The 21,213-nt window shown below is 63.0% G+C and carries 18 protein-coding genes and 1 pseudogene; 9 read left to right on the top strand and 10 right to left on the bottom strand.

Going from position 1 to position 21,213, the window contains the following annotated elements; genetic code table 11:
• Window positions 1–32: 32 nt before the first annotated feature.
• Window positions 33–935, bottom strand: a complete 903-nt coding sequence (locus NXT3_RS28010) for a sugar phosphate isomerase/epimerase family protein (RefSeq protein WP_037425613.1) — start codon at window positions 933–935, stop codon at window positions 33–35.
• Window positions 936–947: 12 nt separating this feature from the next.
• Complete coding sequence (locus NXT3_RS28005; protein ID WP_097538920.1) at window positions 948–1,976, bottom strand: Gfo/Idh/MocA family protein; 1,029 nt, start codon at window positions 1,974–1,976, stop codon at window positions 948–950.
• Between the two features lie 134 nt (window positions 1,977–2,110).
• Between NXT3_RS28005 and NXT3_RS28000 the strand changes: the two genes are divergently transcribed.
• The 4 genes from NXT3_RS28000 to NXT3_RS27985 all read left to right on the top strand — a co-directional run bounded on the left by NXT3_RS28000 (window position 2,111) and on the right by NXT3_RS27985 (window position 6,472).
• Complete coding sequence (locus tag NXT3_RS28000) at window positions 2,111–3,148, top strand: LacI family DNA-binding transcriptional regulator (protein WP_097524691.1); 1,038 nt, start codon at window positions 2,111–2,113, stop codon at window positions 3,146–3,148.
• Window positions 3,149–3,468: 320 nt separating this feature from the next.
• A complete protein-coding gene (locus NXT3_RS27995) occupies window positions 3,469–3,771 on the top strand; it encodes a hypothetical protein (protein WP_037380159.1) in 303 nt (100 codons plus the stop codon).
• 212 nt (window positions 3,772–3,983) lie between these two features.
• On the top strand, window positions 3,984–5,111 hold the full coding sequence (locus NXT3_RS27990) for a site-2 protease family protein (RefSeq protein WP_037425621.1): 1,128 nt from the start codon (window positions 3,984–3,986) through the stop codon (window positions 5,109–5,111).
• 113 nt (window positions 5,112–5,224) lie between these two features.
• Window positions 5,225–6,472 carry a S41 family peptidase gene (locus NXT3_RS27985; protein WP_104841103.1) on the top strand — a complete coding sequence of 416 codons (1,248 nt, stop codon included), beginning with the start codon at window positions 5,225–5,227 and terminating at the stop codon, window positions 6,470–6,472.
• Window positions 6,473–6,487: 15 nt separating this feature from the next.
• Here NXT3_RS27985 and NXT3_RS27980 read toward each other — a convergent pair whose 3' ends face one another.
• Together NXT3_RS27980 and NXT3_RS27975 are read right to left on the bottom strand one after the other, a co-directional pair.
• Entirely contained in the window at window positions 6,488–7,486 is a 999-nt protein-coding gene (locus tag NXT3_RS27980) for an ABC transporter permease (RefSeq protein WP_037425626.1), read from the bottom strand.
• A 28-nt stretch (window positions 7,487–7,514) separates the two neighbouring features.
• Window positions 7,515–8,291 carry an ATP-binding cassette domain-containing protein gene (locus tag NXT3_RS27975; protein ID WP_050988372.1) on the bottom strand — a complete coding sequence of 259 codons (777 nt, stop codon included), beginning with the start codon at window positions 8,289–8,291 and terminating at the stop codon, window positions 7,515–7,517.
• 207 nt (window positions 8,292–8,498) lie between these two features.
• On the opposite strand from NXT3_RS27975, the gene NXT3_RS27970 reads away from it, so the two are divergent.
• On the top strand, window positions 8,499–9,479 hold the full coding sequence (locus NXT3_RS27970) for an NAD-dependent epimerase/dehydratase family protein (RefSeq protein ID WP_037425631.1): 981 nt from the start codon (window positions 8,499–8,501) through the stop codon (window positions 9,477–9,479).
• A gap of 47 nt (window positions 9,480–9,526) precedes the next feature.
• Window positions 9,527–10,516, top strand: coding sequence for a sugar-binding protein (locus tag NXT3_RS27965; RefSeq protein ID WP_097524693.1), 990 nt, complete (start codon window positions 9,527–9,529; stop codon window positions 10,514–10,516).
• Window positions 10,517–10,567: 51 nt separating this feature from the next.
• On the opposite strand, the gene NXT3_RS27960 is transcribed toward NXT3_RS27965, so the two are convergent.
• The gene (locus NXT3_RS27960; RefSeq protein WP_104841102.1) at window positions 10,568–11,965 is read right to left on the bottom strand and encodes an endo-1,3-1,4-beta-glycanase EglC; all 1,398 of its coding nucleotides are present in this window, start codon (window positions 11,963–11,965) and stop codon (window positions 10,568–10,570) included.
• A 177-nt stretch (window positions 11,966–12,142) separates the two neighbouring features.
• Here NXT3_RS27960 and NXT3_RS27955 point away from each other — a divergent pair, with 177 nt between their 5' ends.
• On the top strand, window positions 12,143–14,884 hold the full coding sequence (locus tag NXT3_RS27955; protein WP_104841101.1) for a PAS domain S-box protein: 2,742 nt from the start codon (window positions 12,143–12,145) through the stop codon (window positions 14,882–14,884).
• On the top strand, window positions 14,881–15,246 hold the full coding sequence (locus NXT3_RS27950; protein ID WP_037425643.1) for a response regulator: 366 nt from the start codon (window positions 14,881–14,883) through the stop codon (window positions 15,244–15,246). Before NXT3_RS27955 ends, NXT3_RS27950 begins: the two co-directional genes overlap by 4 nt.
• Here NXT3_RS27950 and NXT3_RS27945 read toward each other — a convergent pair.
• From NXT3_RS27945 to NXT3_RS27925, 5 genes and pseudogenes are all read right to left on the bottom strand, one after another.
• Window positions 15,221–15,976 carry an ABC transporter ATP-binding protein gene (locus NXT3_RS27945; RefSeq protein ID WP_104841100.1) on the bottom strand — a complete coding sequence of 252 codons (756 nt, stop codon included), beginning with the start codon at window positions 15,974–15,976 and terminating at the stop codon, window positions 15,221–15,223. The two genes, NXT3_RS27950 and NXT3_RS27945, sit on opposite strands and share 26 nt — an antisense overlap.
• On the bottom strand, window positions 15,973–16,824 hold the full coding sequence (locus NXT3_RS27940; protein ID WP_104841099.1) for an ABC transporter ATP-binding protein: 852 nt from the start codon (window positions 16,822–16,824) through the stop codon (window positions 15,973–15,975). The genes NXT3_RS27945 and NXT3_RS27940 overlap by 4 nt, the downstream gene beginning before the upstream one ends.
• Window positions 16,811–17,686: an ABC transporter permease gene (locus NXT3_RS27935; protein ID WP_423827908.1), complete on the bottom strand. Its 876-nt coding sequence runs from the start codon at window positions 17,684–17,686 to the stop codon at window positions 16,811–16,813. Before NXT3_RS27935 ends, NXT3_RS27940 begins: the two co-directional genes overlap by 14 nt.
• Before the next feature lie 29 nt (window positions 17,687–17,715).
• A complete protein-coding gene (locus tag NXT3_RS27930; protein WP_104841098.1) occupies window positions 17,716–18,741 on the bottom strand; it encodes an ABC transporter permease in 1,026 nt (341 codons plus the stop codon).
• A gap of 21 nt (window positions 18,742–18,762) precedes the next feature.
• Window positions 18,763–20,351 (bottom strand): annotated as a pseudogene (locus tag NXT3_RS27925) (ABC transporter substrate-binding protein).
• 137 nt (window positions 20,352–20,488) lie between these two features.
• Between NXT3_RS27925 and NXT3_RS27920 the strand changes: the two are divergent.
• The gene (locus tag NXT3_RS27920; protein WP_037425660.1) at window positions 20,489–21,187 is read left to right on the top strand and encodes a FadR/GntR family transcriptional regulator; all 699 of its coding nucleotides are present in this window, start codon (window positions 20,489–20,491) and stop codon (window positions 21,185–21,187) included.
• Window positions 21,188–21,213: the final 26 nt, after the last annotated feature.

The raw sequence follows: 21,213 nt of genomic DNA, 5'->3' as shown, positions 1-21,213 counted from the left end.
CGGCATCCTCCACGCCGGCCGTCGGGCATGCCTCAGGCAGGATCGGCGACGAAGTCACCTCCCCGGCAGGTCTTCAGGTAATTGAGCGCGTGCACCTGGCCGGTCATTTCCAACGCGTCGCGATAGACCGGATCGTGCCAGCCTTCGATATCGATCGAGCCGGACCAGCCGGCGAGCCTCAACTCGGAAATGATGTCGGTCCAGTTGCTGTCACCGAAGCCAGGCGTGCGCATGAAGACGAACTTCTCCTTGCCGAATATCCCGTGCTCGCGGATGACGTCCCAGCGGATCGTCGCGTCCTTGCCGTGCACGTGAAAAATCTTGTGTGCCCATTTGCGGATCTGCGGCAATGGCTCGATCAAGTAGACCATCTGGTGGCAGGGCTCCCATTCGAGCCCGATGTGGTCGTCCGGCGTCTCGTTGAAGATCAGTTCCCAGGCGTCGGGATTGTGTGCGATGTTCCAGTCGCCCGTCGCCCAGTTGCCGTCCATAGCGCAGTTCTCGAAGGCAATCTTGACGCCCCTGTCGGCGGCACGCGCTGCAAGCTCCCGCCAAACCTTCCGGTAACGCGGCAGGCTGTCGGTGAGCGGCCGGTTGCGAATGCGGCCGGTGAATCCGGCGACGCAGGTCGCCCCGAAATGGTGGGCATTGTCGATGCAGGCCTTCCAGCCTTGAAGCGTCTGCAGGTCGATGTCGGTCTCCTCGAGAGGATTGCCGAACATGCCAAGCGTCGAGATGGTGATGTCGCGATCGCCGATCGCCTCGCGGCAACGTTTGCCCAACTCGGCGAGATCCTGCCCGTTGGTCGTCTGCCAGAAGAACGGCTCGAAACTCTCGAAGCCGAGGTCAGCGATCTCGGCGATGCGCTTCGCCGCCTCGCCCTTGGTGGCGCTGACCATTGTGCCGATGCGAATGGACTTGGCTGGATTGCTCATCAAATGCCTCGCTCAGATTGTCACGCGCTGCCGGGTGCGGGCGCTCTCGATCGCCGCGAACACCATGGCAAGGCTGTTGATATTGTCGTCGCTCGCCGTTTCCGGCTTCTGCCCACTGCGGATAGATGCGACGAAATCGGCAATCACGCTGACATGCCCGTGCGTCTGCCGCGGGTCGGAGGGTTCCGGGATTTCGAGCGGCAGCGGTTCGCGTAGCAGGCCTTCGCCGCCCGCGACCGTATGGGCATGGAAGCTCTCGGCGCCATCCCAAAGCAGGGTGCCCCGCGTCCCGGTGATCCGCCAGGCGCTCTCCCAGCTCGTATTGGCGCCTTCGGCGCACCAGGAGCCGCGGTAGGTAAAGGTCACGTCATCCGAAAGTTCGAAGATCGCCGTCGCGGCCGCGCCGTGACGATACCAGGAGCCGCGCGGGTTCTCCTCATAGCAATAAACGGCAAGCGGCTTCTTGTCTGCGATGAAGCGGGCGGCGTCGAACGTGTGGATTGCCATGTCCAGAAGCAGCACGTGCTCCATTTCTTCCCGGAATCCGCCGAAATGGGCACCGATGAAGAAGTCGCAGTGGATGCCGGTGAGTTCTCCGAGTGCACCCTCGTCGACGAAACGGCGGATCCGGCGCACACCCGAGATGAAGCGGCGGTTCTGCACGACCGCATGCAGCTTCCCCGCCTCATCGGCGAGACGGATTAACTCCCGGCCGTCCGCCAGCGAAGCGGCCATCGGCTTCTCGCTCAGAACGTGGCAGCCATGCCGGAATCCGGCCGCGACCACGTCGCGACGCGCAGCCGGTACGACGATATCGAAGAGGATGTCCGGCTTCGTTTCAGCCAGCACCGCGTCGAGATCGGGTCCGATGACGACGTCCTGAAGATCGAACTCGGCGGCAAGCGCGGTGGCGACCTCCAGCTTGACGTCGACAAGCCCGACGAACCGGATCTCCGACCGGAGATCGGGGTTGGCGGCGATCGCCCTCACCCAGCCTCTGGCCATGGCTCCGCACCCGCATAGAACTGCGCGCAAGATCACGCTTCTCCTCCCGAACGATGACGATTTCGCCTTGTATCGGCCTCCGTAAACGTTTACGGAACTATGCGGAGTTTCCGAAACATGTCAATAGGGAATCGGGAACGGCAAGCGGCAGAGGAGGAAACACTCCGGCAATGAAGGGCATTCGGCGGCTTGCGCAGCATCTCGACATCTCGATTGGAACGGTTTCCCGAGCACTGAACGGTCGCCCGGATGTCAACGAGGAGACGCGCCGGCGGGTGCTGGCGGCGGCCAAGGAACTCGGCTATGTGCCGAACCAGTCGGGGCGAAGCCTGCGCCAGGGCACGACCAACATCATCGGTTTCATGATGCAGACCGGTACGGAGATCACCGGTCAAGGCGACACGTTCTTCATGAGCGTCTTCGACGGGGTGCAGGCGGTCTTCGCCAGGCACAAGCTCGATCTCGTCGCGCTGCTCTGCTCGTCGCAGGAGGACCCGGCGGATTATCTGCGCCGCGTGGTGACCCGCGGCTTTGCCGACGGGATGATCCTCTCGGCGACGCAACGGCACGATGCCCGTGTCGAGCTTCTGTCCGAGCGCAACATTCCCTTTGTCACCCTTGGCCGGACCCTGACGGATGCCGGCCAGCCCTGGCTCGATCTCGATTTCGAGGGCATGGCGCAGGCGTCCATCGACCGGCTGGTGGCGCGCGGCCATCGCCGCATCGCCGTCACGCGCCCGCATGACGACGTCAATCTCGGCTATGTCTTCGTCGAACGCTGCCGCGAGGCGCTGGCCGCCCACGGACTAACGCTTGACGAGGAATTGATCTTCCGGTCCACGCCCAATGAAGCGGGCGGATATGAGATCGGCCGCGAACTTCTCTCACTCGACGAGCGCCCGACCGCCATCGTGCTGATCAACGAGACGATCTCGATCGGTTTTTACCGGGCGCTTTCGGAGGCAGGCGTGAAGCCCGGACGCGATATCGCGGTCATCGGACGCTACAGCCCGCATGCGCAGTTCCTCTCACCCTCGCTCACCTGCTTTCGGCTATCGCTGCGCGATCTCGGCGTAGCCCTGGCCGAAACGCTGCTCTCGACCATGCCGGCCTTCCGCGAGCATTATCCGCATGGGACGGCGAGCAAGCTCTGGCCGATGGAGCTTGTCGAAGGCGCCAGCGACGCCCTCCATATCCAGCAGTCCTGAGTGGGCCGCAACCTGCCTCGTCACAATCAAGAGGTGGCTGCTGGCACCAATTGCAGCGCCAAGACGTGAATTCGCCGAATTTGAAATGTACGGCGCTGATGTGGATCAATTTGGATGATCCCACCGTTTGTAAGCACCAGCGAACGCCGTCGGGTCCGAACCAGTGGCTCTCGTTGGGGAATTGGCGACTGTCCTTGCCGATCGCAGTGTTTTTGCGGGGGCTCGATCCCGAGCCCATAAAAGCTATTCGATTCCAATGGTTAAAGCGGATTTCGAATGTAACGCGTTCTCTCGACATCCTGCTGGAGAAGGAGATCGCAATGCGCGGAATTTTCTTTTTGCTCGTCGGATTGTCTACGACCACCTTTGCTTACGCCCATGACGCGCCAAGCGGCTGGAAATATCCGAACTCCTGCTGTTCGAACTTCGACTGCCGTCACGTCAACCAGACGGCCGTAAGCGAACGACCCCAAGGCTACATCATCAACGCTACCGGCGAGGTCCTGCCCTATTCCGACAGAAGGGTCCGCATATCGCCGGACGGCGAATATCACTGGTGCTCGGCGGCGGGCGAAGACCGCGGAAGGACGATCTGTCTTTTTGTCCCGGCAAGAGCCTATTAGGGGCGTTCACGCGTCCGGGCGATGTCAGACGCAGATCGATCGCGATCAATCCCGATGACGCTTCGGCAGCCGCAGGGAACGAACCTGCCGGCCATTGATTGTACATTCGAGTTTGCGCCGCCGCCCGGTAGACGATCGAGGCGATGTCCAAGCCGCCGCCGGCAGCGTACACTCGGTCACGGTCTTACCCGTACGGCAGGAGCGCATCGCGCATGGCTTGGTCATTCAGGATTGGGACGATTGCCGGCACCGCGCTCCGCGTGCATGTGACCTTTGCGCTGCTGCTCGTCTGGATCTGGCTGATGCACTACCGGATCGGCGGTACACCGGCCGCGCTGGAAGGGATCGCCTTTGTCCTGGCTGTATTCGGCTGCGTCGTGCTGCACGAATTCGGGCACATTGCCGCGGCTCGCCATTTCGGCATCAAGACGCCGGATATTACCCTGCTTCCGATCGGCGGTGTCGCCCGGCTCGAGCGCATGCCGGAGGAGCCGGGGGCGGAATTCGTGATCGCGATCGCCGGCCCGCTCGTCAACGTGGCGATCGCCGGCGTCCTCATTCTTGTGCTCAGGACCTCGATCGGCCTGGAGCAGATCGCCGGGATCGAGGACCCGCATATGAGCTTTCTGGCGCGGCTCGCCGGGGTGAATGTGTTTCTGGTACTTTTCAACATGATCCCGGCCTTTCCGATGGATGGCGGCCGCGTCCTGCGCGCCGCGCTTGCCTCGCGCTTGAGCTGGCCGCGCGCCACCCAGATCGCCGCAATGATCGGCCAGGGCCTCGCCTTCGTCTTCGGTTTCGTCGGCCTGTTCTACAATCCGCTGCTGATCTTCATCGCAATCTTCGTCTATCTGGCAGCGACCGCGGAAGCGCAGAACGCCCAGATCCGCGAAGTTTCCGGCAGCGTTCTGGTGAGCGACGTAATGATTACCGAATTCGCGAAGCTTGACCGCACGGCGAGCATCGACGAGGCCATCGAAGCGCTGCTTGCGACGACGCAGCGCGAGTTCCCCGTGGTCGACGCCTCCGGGCATTTCGAGGGCCTGCTCACCCGGGACGATATGATCCGTACATTGAAGGAAAAGGGCGCGACAACGCCCGTCGTCCTGGCGATGCGCCGTGACGTGCCGAGAATCCACCATCGCAAGCGCCTCGACGAAAGCCTCCGCCTCATGCAGGAGGCGAGCTCCCCTGCCGTCGCGGTCGTGGACAGCATGGACCGCCTCGTCGGCCTGATGACCCACGAAACCATCGGCGAGATGATGATGGTACGCGCGGCCGCCGCCGGACGCTTTCGTTTCGGGCATTTGCGGCATCGCAATCCCGAGAGCCGAAGCTGAATTTCGCGGCGGCTACGGCCATTGGCTTCACGGAATGTTGTTGAGGGGAGTCTCGATCCGGCCGCGGCTTTGCGGATAGTGTTGGGCATCATGGGAAACATGGTTCCGCAACGATGAAGACCAGTCGCTCCCTGCCATTCGCGCTCCTGCTCTTGCTCGTGCCCTGCCACGGGTTCGCGCTGGATCTGCCCCGTTCCGGCCATGCGGTCTTCGATCGCGCCGTCGAGTTAGTCGTCGACAATTTTTATGACACATCCGCGCTTGATCGCTTCAGTGCCGCGGTCCGCCGCCAGGTCTCGGATGAGCGCGGCAGGCTGACCGCGAAGAGCTCGGAGGATCGCGTCGATGCGGCAGTCGACACCGTGCTTGCCAGCCTCGGCGTGTCGCATACCGGCCGCTTCACCGACGACACGATCGACTATTACGAACTGGCCGACATATTCCGCTTCGCCATCCGCAACGACATCAAACGCTTGTTTCCGCCGGACGGCGAAGTTCGTTATGCCGGAATCGGCATGGTTACGCGGGTGGAAGGCCGTCAGCGCTTCGTCAGCGATGTCTATGACGGGGCCCCCGCCGCCCGGGCAGGCATCAGGCTCGGCGACGAGATCCTCTCCGTGGACGGTCTGCCCTACCGCGAGATCGCTTCCTTCCGCGACAAAATCGGCCGAACCGTCGACGTCCGGCTGCGCCGGCACCGCGACGCACTGCCGATCACCGTCACGGTCGCCGTCGAGCGGCTGCAGCCGCTGCGCACGTTCGAAAAGGCGATCGAGAACAGCATAGCGGTGACCGAACGGGAGGGGCGGCGCATCGGCTATCTGCGGCTCTGGACGCTGTCGACCCGCGACGGCCTCGACATCGTCGCCCGTGAACTCGCCGGCGGTCGCCTCAAGAACGCCGACGGGGTTATTGTCGACCTGCGCGGTCGATGGGGCGGCGGCCCGCCGGACGCGGCGGACCTTTTCGTCGGCGGGGTGCCGACGTTCCGGCTGATTTCGCGGGACGGCAAGGACATGTTCGGAACCGTTCGCTGGCAGCGGCCGGTAGTGGCGATTATCGATCAGGGATCGAGAAGCGGCCTCGAACTCTTCGCGCATGCCCTGAAGGTGAATGGCATACCGCTCGTCGGCTCACGGACGGCCGGCGCCCTGCTCGCCGGACGCGCCTTTCTTCTTCCCGATGACAGCCTTCTGGAAGTGGCGGTCTCCGATGCGGTCATCGACGACACTCTTCGTTTGGAAGGCCGCGGCGTCGAACCGGACATAGCCGTGCCCTTCAGCCTGCCCTACGCGGCCGGGCGCGACCCGCAACACGACGCAGCCATAATGGAAATGCAGCGCATCCTCACCAAGGGCTGAGCGGCTCGACCGCCCTTACTCGCTCTGGCGGAAACTGCGAATGCGATCGAACAGAACGGCGAGCACCGTCGCGCCGCCGATGAAGGTTCCCTGCCAGAAGGCATTGATCCCAAGCAGGCCGAGGCTGTTGCGGATCACTTCGATCAGCGCCGCACCGATCAGCGCGCCTGAAGCGGTACCGACGCCGCCGGCCAGGTTGGCACCGCCGATGACCGCCGCGGCGATCACCTGGAGCTCCATGCCGGCGCCAATGTTGGTGGTGACGGCGCCGAGCCAGCCGGTCTGGATGATGCCGGCGACGCCCGCCGCGAGTGCCGAAATCATGTAGACGGCAACCTTGATGCGACGGACCGGGACGCCCGTCAGCGTCGCGGCGTGCTCGTTGCCGCCGATCGCGAAGACGTAGCGGCCGAACTTCGTCCAGCGCAGCACGAAGCCGGTGAGCAGCGCCAGTACGATCATGTAGATCACCGGATTGGCGATGCCAAAGAACCAGGCGCCGCCGCCAAGCGCCAGCAGAGTGTCGTGATCCGGACCGAACTGGAAGACGACGGTGTTGTTGGAGGCGACCATCGCCAGGCTGCGCGCGATCGACAACATGCCGAGCGTGATGACGAAGGGCGGAAAGCCGAGATAGGCGATCATCACGCCGTTGAAACCTCCGATCAACAGGGCCGTGCCGACCGAGGCGGCAATCCCCACTTCGATGCTATAGCCAGCATTCATGACCACCGCGAGCACCATGCTGCAGAGACAAAGGACAGATCCGACCGACAGGTCGATACCGCCAGTGATGATCACTAGCGTCATGCCCAGCGCAATGATCGCCACGAAGGTGAAATTGCGGGTGATGTTGTAGAGGTTCTTCGGGGTCGCGAAGGTATCCGTCGCGACCGACAGGAAAAGGCAGGCCAGAATGACGGCGATCAGCACCCAGAATGTCTGGCTGGACAGAACCGAGGTGATCCAGCCCTGCTGCCTCTGCCCAATCGCTCGATCCAAGGTAATTGCCATGACCGACCTTCGCTTTTCCTGAGCCCCACTATACCTGTTCGATCGCCCCGGTGATCAGGCCCGTGACCTCTTCGGGCGAGCTCGCCGCAATCGCCTTGTCGGCAACCTTCCGGCCGCGCCGCATGACGATGACGCGATCGGCGACGTCGAAGACGTCCGGCATGCGGTGGCTGATCAGCACCACGGCGATGCCGCGGTCGCGCAAATGGCGGATGAGATTCAGCACTTCCGCGACCTGGCGAACGGAGATCGCCGCCGTCGGTTCGTCCATCAGCACGATCTTGGCCTCCGATAGCATGGTGCGGGCGATCGCGACTGCCTGCCGCTGACCACCGGACATCTGCTTGACGAGATCGCGCGGGCGGGTTTCCGATTTGAGCTCCCTGAAGATCTCGCCGGCACGCCGGTACATGGATTTGTAATCGAGAATGCGCAACGGTCCGATACCGCGCCGCAACTCCCGACCGAGGAACACGTTCGCCGCCGCCGTGAGGTTATCGCAGAGCGCCAGGTCCTGGTGGACAATCTCGATACCATGCTTGCGCGCTTCGACGGGGCGATGCATGACGAGATCAGCCCCATTCATGCGCATAGTGCCATGGCTTGGCCGGAAATTTCCGGCGATCATTTTGACGAGCGTCGATTTGCCGGCGCCGTTATCGCCCATGAGGCCGACGACCTCGCCCGCCTGAAGCGCGAAGGAAACGTCGTTGACCGCCTGGATGGCGCCGAAATGCTTGGAAACATTGGCGAGTTCGAGAACCGCCACGTTAGCCTCCCGATAGCTGGCAGAAGCCGTGCTCACGCATACCTCGTCGGGACGAAGCCTGTATGACGCCGCTGCCGGGTCTCCTCCCCTGGGTGATGCGATCTCCATTTACGCAAATGCGCGGAACAGCGTCAATCAATCATCCTACAAATAAAGACGTATATGCGCGCGAACTCATATTGTATTACAAATATTCGTTGACGCGCGAGGCGCGCCGATATTAGCTATCAGCAGGAGGAGAGCATGCTGATCCTTGTCACCGGGGCAACGGGCAAGGTCGGACAGCACCTCATTGCTAGGCTGCTTGACGATCCGCGTTTTTCCAAGGCGCGCATCCGTGCGCTTTGTCACAACCGCCTGCATGCCGAGACTGACCGTGTCGAAGTGGTTCGCGGAACGATCGCCGAGCGCGATTTCGTCGCCCGCGCCCTTGCCGGGATAACGCATGTCATCCATCTCGCCACCTGCAAGGAGACCCCCGACAGCGTCATGGACGTGACGGTCAAGGGACTGTTCTGGCTGCTCGAGGAATTCCGCGCCAGGGACACCGCCCGGCAGTTCATCCTGATCGGCGGCGATGCAGGCGTCGGCCATTTCCATTACCGGCACAACGGCCCCATCACCGAGGCGACGCCGCATCGGGCCTATCCGGGCTGCTACGCCCTGTCGAAAGTCCTCGAGGAGGTGATGCTGGAGCAATACGGCATCCAATATGGCTTGAACGGCTGCTGCCTGCGCGCGCCCTGGATCATGGAGAAGGATGACTTCAAATACTCCCTCTCCTTCGGCGACGATGTTTTCGGCGGGCCGGTGTGGAAGGACCTCGTTCCCGAGGCCGATGCGAAGCGCTATGAAAAGGACGGCACGGTGCCGTTGCTGCTGGACGCCGACGGGCGACCGCTAAAGCGCAACTTCGTTCATGTCGATGATCTCGTCTCGGCGATACTGGCGGCGATCGATCATCCTTGCGCGGTCCGGCAGCTCTTCAACATCTCGATGGATCGACCGGTCGATTACGGCGAAGTTGCAACTTATCTCGCCCGCACGCGCGCTCTTGGCTTCGTCAATATCCGCAGCCGCTTCCATTCCAACTGGATGGACAACAGCAAGGCCAAATACCTGCTGGGCTGGCAACCCGCCTATGATCTCGAGAAGCTTATAGACTCTGCCTGGCAGTACGAACGCTCGGAGGAGGATCCGCGCGTCGTCTGGTATCCCGGCTGACTGGTGTCGCGGACACGAGGTGTCCGCGCGTTTCAAGGGAGGAAAGCATGAGGAAGGCATTATTGCTTGCCGCAGCCGTGCTGGCGCTCAGCGCCGGAACCGCTCTGGCCCAGAAGAAGCAGCTTGTCATTGTCGTGAAAGGCCTCGACAACCCGTTTTTCGAGGCGATCAACCAGGGCTGTCAGAAGTGGAACAAGGAAAATCCGGATTCGGAATATGAGTGCTTCTACACCGGCCCTGCCTCGACATCCGACGAGGCCGGAGAGGCGCAGATCGTCCAGGACATGCTGGGCAAGGCGGATACCGCGGCAATCGCCATCTCGCCCTCGAACGCCAAGCTCATTGCCCAGACGCTCAAGACCGCAAATCCGACAGTTCCGGTCATGACACTCGACGCGGATCTCGCGGCCGAGGATTCGGCCCTTCGCAAGACCTATCTCGGCACGGACAATTACCTGATGGGCTACCGTATCGGCGAGTACATCAAGAAGGGCAAGCCGAATGGCGGCAAGATCTGCACCATCGAAGGCAACCCCGGCGCAGACAATATCCTGCGCCGCGCCCAGGGCATGCGCGACGCGCTGACCGGCCAAAAAGGGCTGGCGGAGCTTAAGGGCGAAGGCGGCTGGACCGAAGTTGCCGGCTGCCCGGTCTTCACCAATGACGATGGCGCAAAGGGTGTGCAGGCGATGACGGATATCCTGGCCGCCAATCCCGACCTCGACGCCTTCGGCATCATGGGCGGGTGGCCGCTGTTCGGCGCGCCGCAGCCTTACCGCGACCTGTTCAAGCCTATGGCCGACAAGATCGCCAAGAACGAGTTCGTGATCGGCGCTGCCGACACGATTGGCGAGGAAGTGGCTATCGCGAAAGAAGGTCTGGTGACCGCCCTTGTCGGGCAGCGGCCCTTCGAGATGGGCTACAAGGCGCCGTCGGTGATGCTCGATCTCATCGCCGGCAAGCCGGTCGAGGATCCGGTCTTTACCGGTCTCGACGAATGCACCAAGGACACGGCGGATACCTGCATCCAGAAGTAACATCTGCAAGGGAGACCGGCCGCTTGCTGTCGGCCTCCCAAGCCTCCGTCGTTAGATCTGCCAGTCGGCGTCCAACTGATAGGCCCTGATATAGTCGATCTTCATCTGCGACCCATCGACGAGCCCATCGCTCGGCGCGCCGGCGATGCCCCCGACCGCCAGGTTGACGAGCATATACATCGGGTCGTGCATGTCCGACGGCGTGTCGGCGCGCGCGATCGCCGCATCATCGAAGTACCAGACGATCTCGTCCTCGGTCCAAAGCACCCCGTATTTGTGAAAGCCGCTGGCGTCAGCGACCTTCACTGCACTCGCTATGCTGGTCTGCGAGCCGGTCTCGTTCGAATGAACGGTGGCGATAACGGTATTCGGATCCTGGCCACGCATTTCGACGACGTCGAGTTCCGGTGGCCAGGAGCCATCGGCGGGCAGCAGCCAGAAGGCCGGCCAGACGCCCTGGTCGTCCGGCATATCGGCGCGGATTTCGAAATAGCCGTAGGTCTGGGCGAAGGACGAGTGTGTCGTGAGGATTCCGGACGTGTAATCATAGGCGTTGATTTCGGCTTGGAGAGCCTCCGACGCGGGCTTGGCAGTAATCGTCAGAATGCCGTTGTTGACAGAAAACGGATTGGCCGAAGCCGTCGGCTGATAGCTTGGGTTGATATACCATTGCAGTTCGCCGTTTCCGGTAAGCGTGCTGCCTTTCTCAGGCGCCCACCAGAATTTCGGATCCCAGACGCCGCTCGTGCCGCTTCGGAGCTGGAGCGTGGTGAACTCGTCCGAAAATGTCTGTGTCAGCACGGAGCGATCGAGGCTGAGCCTGAATTGATGCGCCTGCAACTGGTCGGCAGTGGTATTGGCGAACACCAGGCTCTCGCCATCTGCCAAAGCAATCCGCAGATTGGCCCCTTCCTGGCTCGCATTGGCGAGGACCTGCTGGAAGGAAGTAAACCCGTAGCCGTCCAAGCGAACAGTGTCGTCATAATTGAAGTCGGTGATGAGGTCGCTTCCGTTGCCTCGCGCAAACACGAAGGTGTCGGCCCCGCCCGCGCCGATCAGGACATCGTTGCCACCGTCGCCGTCGAGCGTCTGGCTTCCGGAGCCGCCCTTGATGATGTTGTCCGTATCGTTGCCGAAGGCGAACCGGCCGCTTCCGGTAACGGTCAGGTTCTCGAAATTTGCCGGCAGCGTATAGCTCATCCAGGTATTGATGGTATCGACACCCTCGCCTGCGGCCTCATAGGCCCGGTTGATCCCCGAATAGAGATAATAGATGTCGTCGCCCTTCCCGCCGATCATGGTGACGTTGACGGAACTGTCGCCCCACATGGAATCATTGCCGGCGGTGCCATAGAGTGTTGGCCCTGATCCGGTGGCGGAAAACCAGGCCGTCGAGCTTCCGCTGTAATAGAGCGGCTTGCCGACGGCATTTAGCACAGTTCTGCTCATCGTATATCTCCAGTTTTGAGTGACCTCCTCCTCCGCGAAAGCCCGAGGGGCTACACCCTCTCCGACGAACCTACCATCTGAGATGCGGTCGAGCACCCCTACCTCTTTTGGGGCGCCTCGGAACAAAGCTCCGATCAGCGGCGTTGTGCAGCGTTATGCGGCGTGCGGAGGGAACAGATGTGCAGTGCGGAGACTCTGCCCAAATTCGATTTGGGCGATCTGAGTGTGTTGGGGTCACCAGATTTTCGAGCGGCACTCGATGCGCTTGCCGTTGCCGTTTACATCACGGATGCAGACGGCTTCATCACCTATTGCAACCCGGCCGCAGCCAGCCTCGCGGGGCGCCAGCCGGTGCTCGGCCAGGACCGCTGGTGCATCAGTTGGAAGCTTCGTCACCCAGACGGCACGCCCTTGCCGCACGACGAATGCCCAATGGCGATGGCGCTGAAAGGGCGCCAGCCGATCCGCGGGCAGGAACTGGTGGCGGTTCGACCGGACGGTTCGACCGCATTGCTCCTCCCGCATCCCACGCCGATCTTCGACAAGTCCGGTGAACTTGCCGGCGCCGTCAATCTGCTCGTCGACATTACCGAACGCAAAAGCGCGGAGAAGGATTCGCGCTATCTGGCGGCGATTGTCGAATCCTCAGACGACGCCATTGTCGCCAAGGATTTGAACGGCATCATCACGAGTTGGAACAAGGGCGCCGAGCGGCTGTTCGGGTACCTGGCCGACGAGGTGGTGGGCAAGTCGATCACCATTCTCATGCCGCCCGGCTATGAAAACGAGGAGCCCAACATCCTCAGACGCATCCGTAGCGGCGAGCGGATCGATCACTACCAGACGATCCGTCGCCGCAAGGACGGCAGGCTGATCGATATATCGCTGACCGTCTCGCCGGTCCGAGACGCGTACGGCCGCATTATCGGTGCGTCCAAGATCGCCCGCGACATCACCGAACAAAGGCGGAGCGCCGCGGCGCTGGCCGCTCGCCTGCGCGAACAGGGCGCGCTTTACCGCCTGACCGAGCGGCTGCACCGGGCCCAGGACATCTCGGAGGTCTACGAGGCCGCGCTCGATGCCATCCAGGGCGCGCTCTGCTGCCATCGGGCCTCGATTCTGATTTTCGACAGTTCAGCAACCGACAGTTCCGCAAAGATGCACTTCGTCGCCTGGCGCGGGCTCTCGCCAGAATATCGGACCGCGGTGGACGGTCATTCTCCCTGGACCGGCGATGAGCGGGATCCGCAGCCAATCTTCCTCGAGGATGTTGCGCAAGCCGAGGCGGTTGCGACCCTTCGGCCGGTCATCGAGGCGGAAGGTATCCATGCGCTCGGCTTCATACCGCTCGTCGCCGACGGCAGGCTCGTCGGCAAGTTCATGACCTATTATGACCAGCCGCATGCTTTCACCGACAATGAGGTCGACGTCGCATTGACGATCGCCCGCCAGCTCGGCTTCAGCATCCAGCGCATGCGCGCCGACGAGGCGCGGCGTCTCGCCGAGGAGCAGCTGCGACGCAACGAGGCAAGTGAGAGGGCACGCGCAGCCGAGTTGATGGCCATCATGGAGGCGGTGCCGGCTTCGATCTGGATCGCGCGTGCGCCCGATTGCCGTGTCATCAGCGGCAACCGAGCCGCCTATGAGCTTCTCCGTCAAGCACCCGACAGCAACCTGTCGCTCTCGGCCCCGACGAGTGAGCGACCTGACAACTTCCGCGTCTTCTCGCTGGGAAAGATGCTGTCGCCCGAGGAGCTCCCGGTGCAGCGTGCGGCGCGCGGCGAGGTGGTGCCGAACTTCGAGGAAGAAATCCGCTTCGAGGACGGGACGTCCCGTTACCTCTTTGGCAACGCCACGCCGCTGCGCGACACCGTCGGCGAGGTGGTCGGCGCCGTGGCCGCATCGGTGGACATCACCGCGCGCAAGCAGGCCGAAGAAGCGCTGCAGGAGAGCGAACGACGGCTGCAGATCGCTCTCGGCGCCGGACGGATGGGCGCCTGGGAATGGAATATCGCCACCGGCAAGGTCATATGGTCGCCGGGCCTCGAGGCGCTACATCAGCTCGAACCGGGAACATTCGGCGGCACGTTTGAGGATTTCAAGCGCGACATCCATCCCGACGATCTCCTCCTTGTCGAGCTGGAAATCGCCAGGGCGATGGAGACGCGCGAGGATTATCACGTCGTCTACCGGATCAGGCTCCCCGACGGGAGGATCCGCTGGATGGAGGCGTTCGGGCAGTTCTCGCCTCAAGGTGCCGCAAAGCCAGGCAAGCTCGCCGGCGTTTGCATGGACATCACCGAGCGCAAGGAAGCCGAAGCCCAACGCAACCTTCTCGTCGCCGAGCTCAGCCACCGGGTCAAGAACACGCTTGCAATCGTAAGCTCGATCGCGCGCCAGTCCTTTTCGGTCAGCCCGGAGATGCACGAGGCGCATCGCTCGTTCGATGCCCGCATCAGGGCGCTCGCTCAAACCCATACGCGTCTGGCCGAAGCAAGCTGGTCGGGGGTCTCGCTGGAAACCGTGCTGTTGGACGAACTGGCCCCCTATCACGACGATGGCAGGAACAACGTGACGCTCTCCGGACCGCCGATGATGCTGCCGCCTAAGTACGCCCTGACGCTCGGCATGGCGGCCCACGAACTTGCCACCAACGCCGCGAAACATGGGGCGCTTTCGGTTAAAACCGGCGGCGTCGGCATCGAATGGTCCGCAGACCGGGAAACCGATCGGCTCCATATTCGCTGGAGCGAATCGGGCGGCCCGGCCGTCCTCGCCCCCAAGCGCAACGGTTTCGGCCGCTTGCTGCTGGAACGCGTCTTGGCCTCCGACCTCGGCGGCGAAGTCAAGCTCCAATTCGCGCCGCAAGGCCTGGTCTGCATGATCGACATTCCCTACCCTCGCGAACCCTCCCCATGACCGCCACGCAGCCATATCGGGTCTTCGTTGTCGAAGATGAATTTCTGGTGGCATTACAAATCGAGGACGATCTTATTGCGGCCGGCTATCTGGTGGTTGGGCCTTTCACCAGCCTCAGCACGTCGATCGCGGCCTCGCGCGCCGAGAGTTTCGACGTAGCGACGCTGGACCTGAACTTGCGCGGCGAGCTCGTCTACCCGCTCGTCGACGAACTGCTTGAACGCCAGGTGCCGGTCCTGCTGCTGACCGGCTATGCGCCATCGGATCTGCCGGAGCGGTTCCGTGCGCTGCCGCGCCTCAGCAAGCCATTCGACGGGACCGAGCTCGTTACCAGCATCAGGAGCCTTGTTCCGGCTGCATGAAGCTCGCGTCGAACAGCTCGCGCGCATAGGCATCATGGGCGACGCCGCGCTGCAGGTCGTTTTTCGTCAACTGGTCGACGAACGTTCCGTTCTTCATCACCAGAACCCGATCGCACATATGGGCAACGACGGCGAGATCATGGCTGACCAGCACGAATGTCAGGTTCCGCTCGTCGCGCTGGTCCGCCAAGAGGTTGAGGACCTCGGCCTGGATCGACACGTCAAGCGCCGATGTCGGCTCGTCGAGCAGCAGGATCGGCGGAGACAGGATCAGGGCGCGGGCGATCGCCACGCGCTGCCGCTGGCCGCCCGAGAGCTCATGCGGGAAACGGTTGGCGAAATCGGCGGGGAGGCCCACCTGCCGCAGAGCCCGCAGCACCCGCTCCCGATCGTCGCGATGGCCCATCGCTTTCACGGGTTCGGCCAGCGCCGTGCCGATCCGGTGGCGCGGGTGGAGCGAACCATACGGGTCCTGGAACACCATTTGCGCCAGCTTGAGCTCCTCGCGCCCTCGAAGCTTTCCGACTTCGCGCCCGTCGAACCAGATGCGCCCCGTCCAGCCGCCCTCGAGGCCCGCCAGCGAGCGTAACAGCGTGGACTTGCCGCAGCCGGACTCGCCGACGATGCCGAGCGTCTCGCCCCGCTCCACAGAAAAACTGACGTCGCGCACGACGTGGTGGCGGCTCTGGCCATGGCCGAAGGCCACATCGAGTTTCTCGACCCTGATCACGCCACCCTCCCGCCGATGTTTTCGAGCGCCTGACGGTCCATGACGGCAAGCCGCCGTACCGGATGGCGCGCGTCCGGCATCGCGGCGATGAGGGCCCGCGTATAGGGATGCTGCGCCTCGTCGAGGCTGGTCAGTTCCTCGACGATCCGACCGCGATACATGATGATGATCCTGTCGCAGAAGCTCGCCACCATCCGGATGTCGTGGCTGATGAGGATGAGACCGGAATTGTTCTCGCGCACCAGCTCGTCGAGCAGCAGCAGGACGTCCTTGCGGACGCTAACATCCAGGGCCGAGGTCGGTTCGTCGGCGATCACGAGTTTCGGCCGGGCGATCAGCATCATGGCGATCATCACGCGCTGTCCCATGCCGCCTGAGACCTGGTGTGGATATTGCCCCACCACGCGGTCCGGATCGCTGATCCGCACCCGGACCAGCATGTCGCGCGCGGCCTTGAGAGCGTCCTTGCCCTTGAGACCGAGATGCAGCCGGGCGGATTCGGCGATCTGCTTGCCGATCGACAGGACGGGGTTCAGCGAATAGCGCGGGTCCTGGATGATCAGCGCCATCTCCTGTCCCCGCAAGCGGTCCATCTGCCGCTCCGTCTTGCCAAGCAGCTCCTCGCCGCAGAAGGTCATGGTCTTCGCGGTGACACCGGCCTTCGGCGGCAGCAGCCGCATGATCGCCCGGCCGGTCGTCGACTTGCCGGAGCCGGATTCGCCGACGATACCGACGCGCTCGCGGCCGATGTCGAAGCTGATTTCGGTGACAGCGGCGACCGCGTCTCGGCCGAAGCGGACGTTCAGGTCGCGTATGGAGAGGATTGGCGAAGCGTCACGACCGGGCATGGCGTGGGTCCATGATGTCGCGGAGCGTATCTCCAACGATGTTGAAGGCGAGGCTGGTCAGGAGGATGGCAATCCCCGGCATCACCGCCACCCACCAGAAATCGAGCATGAACTTGCGGCCGCTCGAGATCATCGCGCCCCATTCCGGCGCCGGCGGCTGGGCGCCGAGGCCGAGGAAGCCGAGCGACGCGGCCGTCAGGATGATGCCGGCCATGTTGAGCGTCAGGCGGACGATGACCGAGGGGATGCACATCGGGGCGATGTAGAGGAAGAGGACGCGAAGCCGGCTCGCCCCGTAGAGCCGTGCGGCCGCCACATAGTCGGCATTGCGAACCACCAGCGCCTCAGCCCGGGCGAGCCGGGCGATCGGCGGCCAAGCAGTCAGTGAAATCGCGATGATCGCGGTCGACAGGCTGGCACCGAGCGCCGCCGCGAAGGCGAGCGCCAGGATCAGCGACGGGAAGGAAAGCACGATGTCGGTGGCGCGCATCAGGATCGCGTCGGTACGCCCGCCGAAGAAGCCGGAGACGACGCCGATGACGAGCCCGATAGGGCCGACGATGATCGAAACGAAGAAGATCGTCTGGATGGTGATGCGCGAACCATAGAGGAGTCGGCTGAAGATATCGCGCCCGAACTCGTCGGTCCCGGCGAGATGCGCAAGGCTTGGCGGCTGCAGCGCGTTCGACAGCGATTGGGCGGTGGGGTCATATGGGGCGATCAGCGGCGCGAAGGCGGCCACCAGCAGGAGCAGGCCGATGATCGCGAAGCCAGCCAGACCGAGCGGCTCCTCGGCAAGCTTGCCGGCCGCGCGGCGGAGCGCCGAAAGCATGCGCTCCGTGAGACCTGGCGACTGCAGCATTTCTGAAGCGGTCCGGATCGCGTCACTCATCATACCGCCTCCCGGGTCCGCGGATCGAGGATCGCATAGGCAATGTCCGCAACGAAGTTGAGCAGCATGAACACGAAGCCGACGATGATGGTTGCCGCGAGCACCGCATTCATGTCGCCGATCATCAGGGCGTTCGTCATGTATTGTCCGATGCCCGGCCAGGAAAAGACGATCTCGGTCACCACCGCTCCTTCGAGCAGATTGCCGTAGGAAATCGCAAGCACCGTGATCAACTGCACGGCGATGTTCGGCAGGACGTGATGGGTGACCGTGCGGGCCGGCCCCGCACCCTTGGCACGGGCCGCAATCACGTAGTCCTGGCTCAACTGTTCCAGGGTGAAGCTGCGCGTCATGCGGGTGATATAGGCCATGGCCATATAGGCGAGGATGGCGGCCGGCAGGATGATGTGCGACAGCGCGTTCCAGAAAATCTCGGTTTCTCCGGCAAGGAGGCTGTCGACGAGCAGCATGCCGGTCACCGGCTCGACCATGCCCTCATAGAAGACGTCGATCCGCCCCGGTCCGCCGACCCAGTCGAGCGCCGCATAGAAGATCACCAGCCCGACGATGCCAAACCAGAAGACCGGGATGGAGTGGCCGACCAGAGCCACGACGCGGGCGAACTTGTCGATGAAGCTGTCGCGGAACAGTGCGGCCGCGAGGCCCAGCGGAACGCCGACGACGGCCGATATGATGATCGCCAGCGTCGCCAGCTCGAAGGTTGCCGGGAAGGCCTGCAGCATGTCGCTGGCGACCGAGTTGCCGGTGAGGATGGCTTGGCCTAAATCGCCCCGGAACAGGCCCTGCAGATAGATGAAGAACTGCTGGTAGATCGGCAGGTCGAGGCCGAGCCGCGCCCGCATCGCCTCGTAGGCGGCCGGATCCGCCAGCTCGCCGACAATGGCGCCGACCGGATCGGCCGGCAGGACACGGCCGATGACGAAGGTGACCGAGAGCAGGATGAACAGGCTGATGACGAGATGGAGGACGCGCCGTGCCAGCTCGATTGCGGTGAGTTCCTTCATGGCCGTGTCCCGACGCCGCCCTTAGTCGGACGCCTTGGTGACGCCTTCGAGCCGCGTCAGCTGATTGGGATGACCGACATAGTCCTTGACGCGCGCATTGACGACGATCGGCTCGAAGCGTTCGAAAAGCGGCAGCACGGCGGGCTTCTGCTCGACGAATTCTTCCTGCATCTCGACATAGATCTCGCCCCGCTTCTTCGCGTCCGGCTCGAGCGAAGCCTTGGCGGTCAGCGCCGTCAGTTCCGGAATGTCCCAGGCCGAGCGCCAGACGAAGTTGCCAGCATTGTTCGCCTCCTTGGAATTGTCAGGATTGCTGGAGAACTGTTCCATGGAGCCGAGGACGTCGGCATGTAGGCGCCGGTCTGGGGGATGAGCAGGTCGAAATTGCGCGCCCGGTGATCGGCAATGATGTCCGAGCCGTTGCCCTGCTGGATGTCGACCTTGATCCCGACCTGGCCGAGCGAACCCTGGATGGCAGTCGCCAGGTCGATGCGCGGCGTCTGCGCGATGGTCTTCAGCGTCAGCGAAAAGCCGTTGGGATACCCCGCTTCCGCCAGCAGCGCCTTGGCCTTCGCCGCGTCGAAGTGCCAGTCCGGATTGGCAATGGCATACTCGTAATCCTCCGGCACCGGCACGTTGCGGACCCGGCCATAGGGGCCCATGATCGTCTGCTCGATGCCCTTGTAGTCGATGCTGTAGGCGATCGCCTCGCGCACCTTGGGATTGGCGAGATATTGGTTGCCGGCATTCATCGACAGAACATAGAAGCCGCCGGTCGGCACCCGCTGGACCTCGAAACCTTGCTGGTCCCCGAAGGTCTTCAGGTCCGCTGCGCTCAGCGCGCTGGCGATATCGATGTCGTTGCGCTCGAGCATCAGGCGCGCCACCTGGCTTTCCGGCACGTGCCGCACGATGACACGACGCATGTGCGGAGCGCCGCCGGCATACGCGTCGTTCGCCTCGATGATGACCATCTCGTTGGGCGTCCAGCGCTTCAGCGTGAAGGGGCCGGAGCCTGCCGAATTGGTGCGCAGCCAGGCATTGCCGTAGTCATTGTCCTGCACGTGCTTCTTGACCTCGACGCTGTCGACGACGCTCGCGACGCACATTGCCAGCCGGTAGAGCAGCAGCTCCGCCGTGGTTTCGCCGGAAAGGTCGACGCGCACCGTTTTCGGATCCACTGCCCTGACAAGCTTGTCGACATTGTCGGCCATATAACCGATGCGCTTGAAATTGGCAGCCGAGGCCTGATCGAGCTTGAGCAGCCGACCGAGCGAATAGACGACGTCGTCGGCGGTGACCGGATTGCCGGAGGCGAAGGTCGCTTCGCGCAGATGGAAGGTGATGCCCTTGTCATCGATCTCCCAGCTTTCGGCGAGCTGCGGCGCGATCTTGCGGTTTTCCGTCTTCACCAGCCGGTCGTAAAGATTGGACATGATCTCGATCGCCTTCGCCTCGGTCGCCTGTTGCGGATCGAGCGACAGAACCTGGGCGAGAGAGGTGCCAATGACCAATTGGTCGTCGGGAGTAGCGGCGTGTGCGCCGGGCGCAGAAAAGCTCAGAACGATTGCCGCGGCCCCTGCGATGAGGCCCTTCGAAAAATGCTTCATTGAAACTCCTCCCTGACCTATTATAGGAGACATATTACGTCGTCCGTATGTCATAGTATGAATTAGCGACATTCGGCGGCGTTGGCAAGAGCTTTCCGGGCGAGACCGTGAAAGCAACGGACTCTGATGAGGGATAAATGACGGGCGGACGACAGAGACTGGCGCAACAGGTAATCGACGAACTGCGCCGGCAGATCGAGGCCGGCAGGCTGAAGGAGGGTGACCAATTGCCGACCGAGCCGCAATTGGAGGCGAGCTTCGGCGTGAGCCGCACGGTGGTCCGCGAGGCGATCGCCGACCTGCGCGCCGCAGGCTACGTCCGCCCCATTCAGGGCAAGGGCGTCTTTGTCAGCGACCCGAAGGCAAGCCGGCGCTTCGCGCTCACTCCGGTCGAAATCAGGAGCATCCCGGAAACGCTCGAGCTCCTCGAGTTCCGGCTGGCCTGCGAGAGCGAAGCCGCGGCGATTGCCGCATATCGCAGGACCGCCGAGCAGGAAGCGGCGATTAGCGTCGCCAACAGAAAGATGGCGCAGCTGATCGAGGAGGGGAAGCCGACGGTCGAGGCCGATTTCGAGTTCCACATGGCCATCGCCGCGGCGACCAACAACCGCTTTTACCTCGATGTGATGCGCCAGTTCGGGCCGCGTGCCATTCCCCGCAGCCAGTTCACGACGTTGCCCGAGGCGGCCGACAAGGCCTATCTGCTCGGCGTCCAGGCGGAACATGCCGACATCCTCGCAGCCATTGCCGACCAGGATCCGGAACGCGCCAGGCAGGCGATGCGCAAGCACATCATCGCCAGCCAGCGCCGCTATCGCCGGCTCGCCGAGCAATAATCGCTCGACATCTCCGAATAATTCAT

Origin of the sequence: Sinorhizobium fredii, from assembly GCF_002944405.1 — a bacterium.
Taxonomy (GTDB): Bacteria; Pseudomonadota; Alphaproteobacteria; order Rhizobiales; family Rhizobiaceae; genus Sinorhizobium; species Sinorhizobium fredii_C.
The sequence above is the reverse complement of the archived record's forward strand: the minus strand, read 5'-3'. Positions and strand labels throughout refer to the sequence as shown.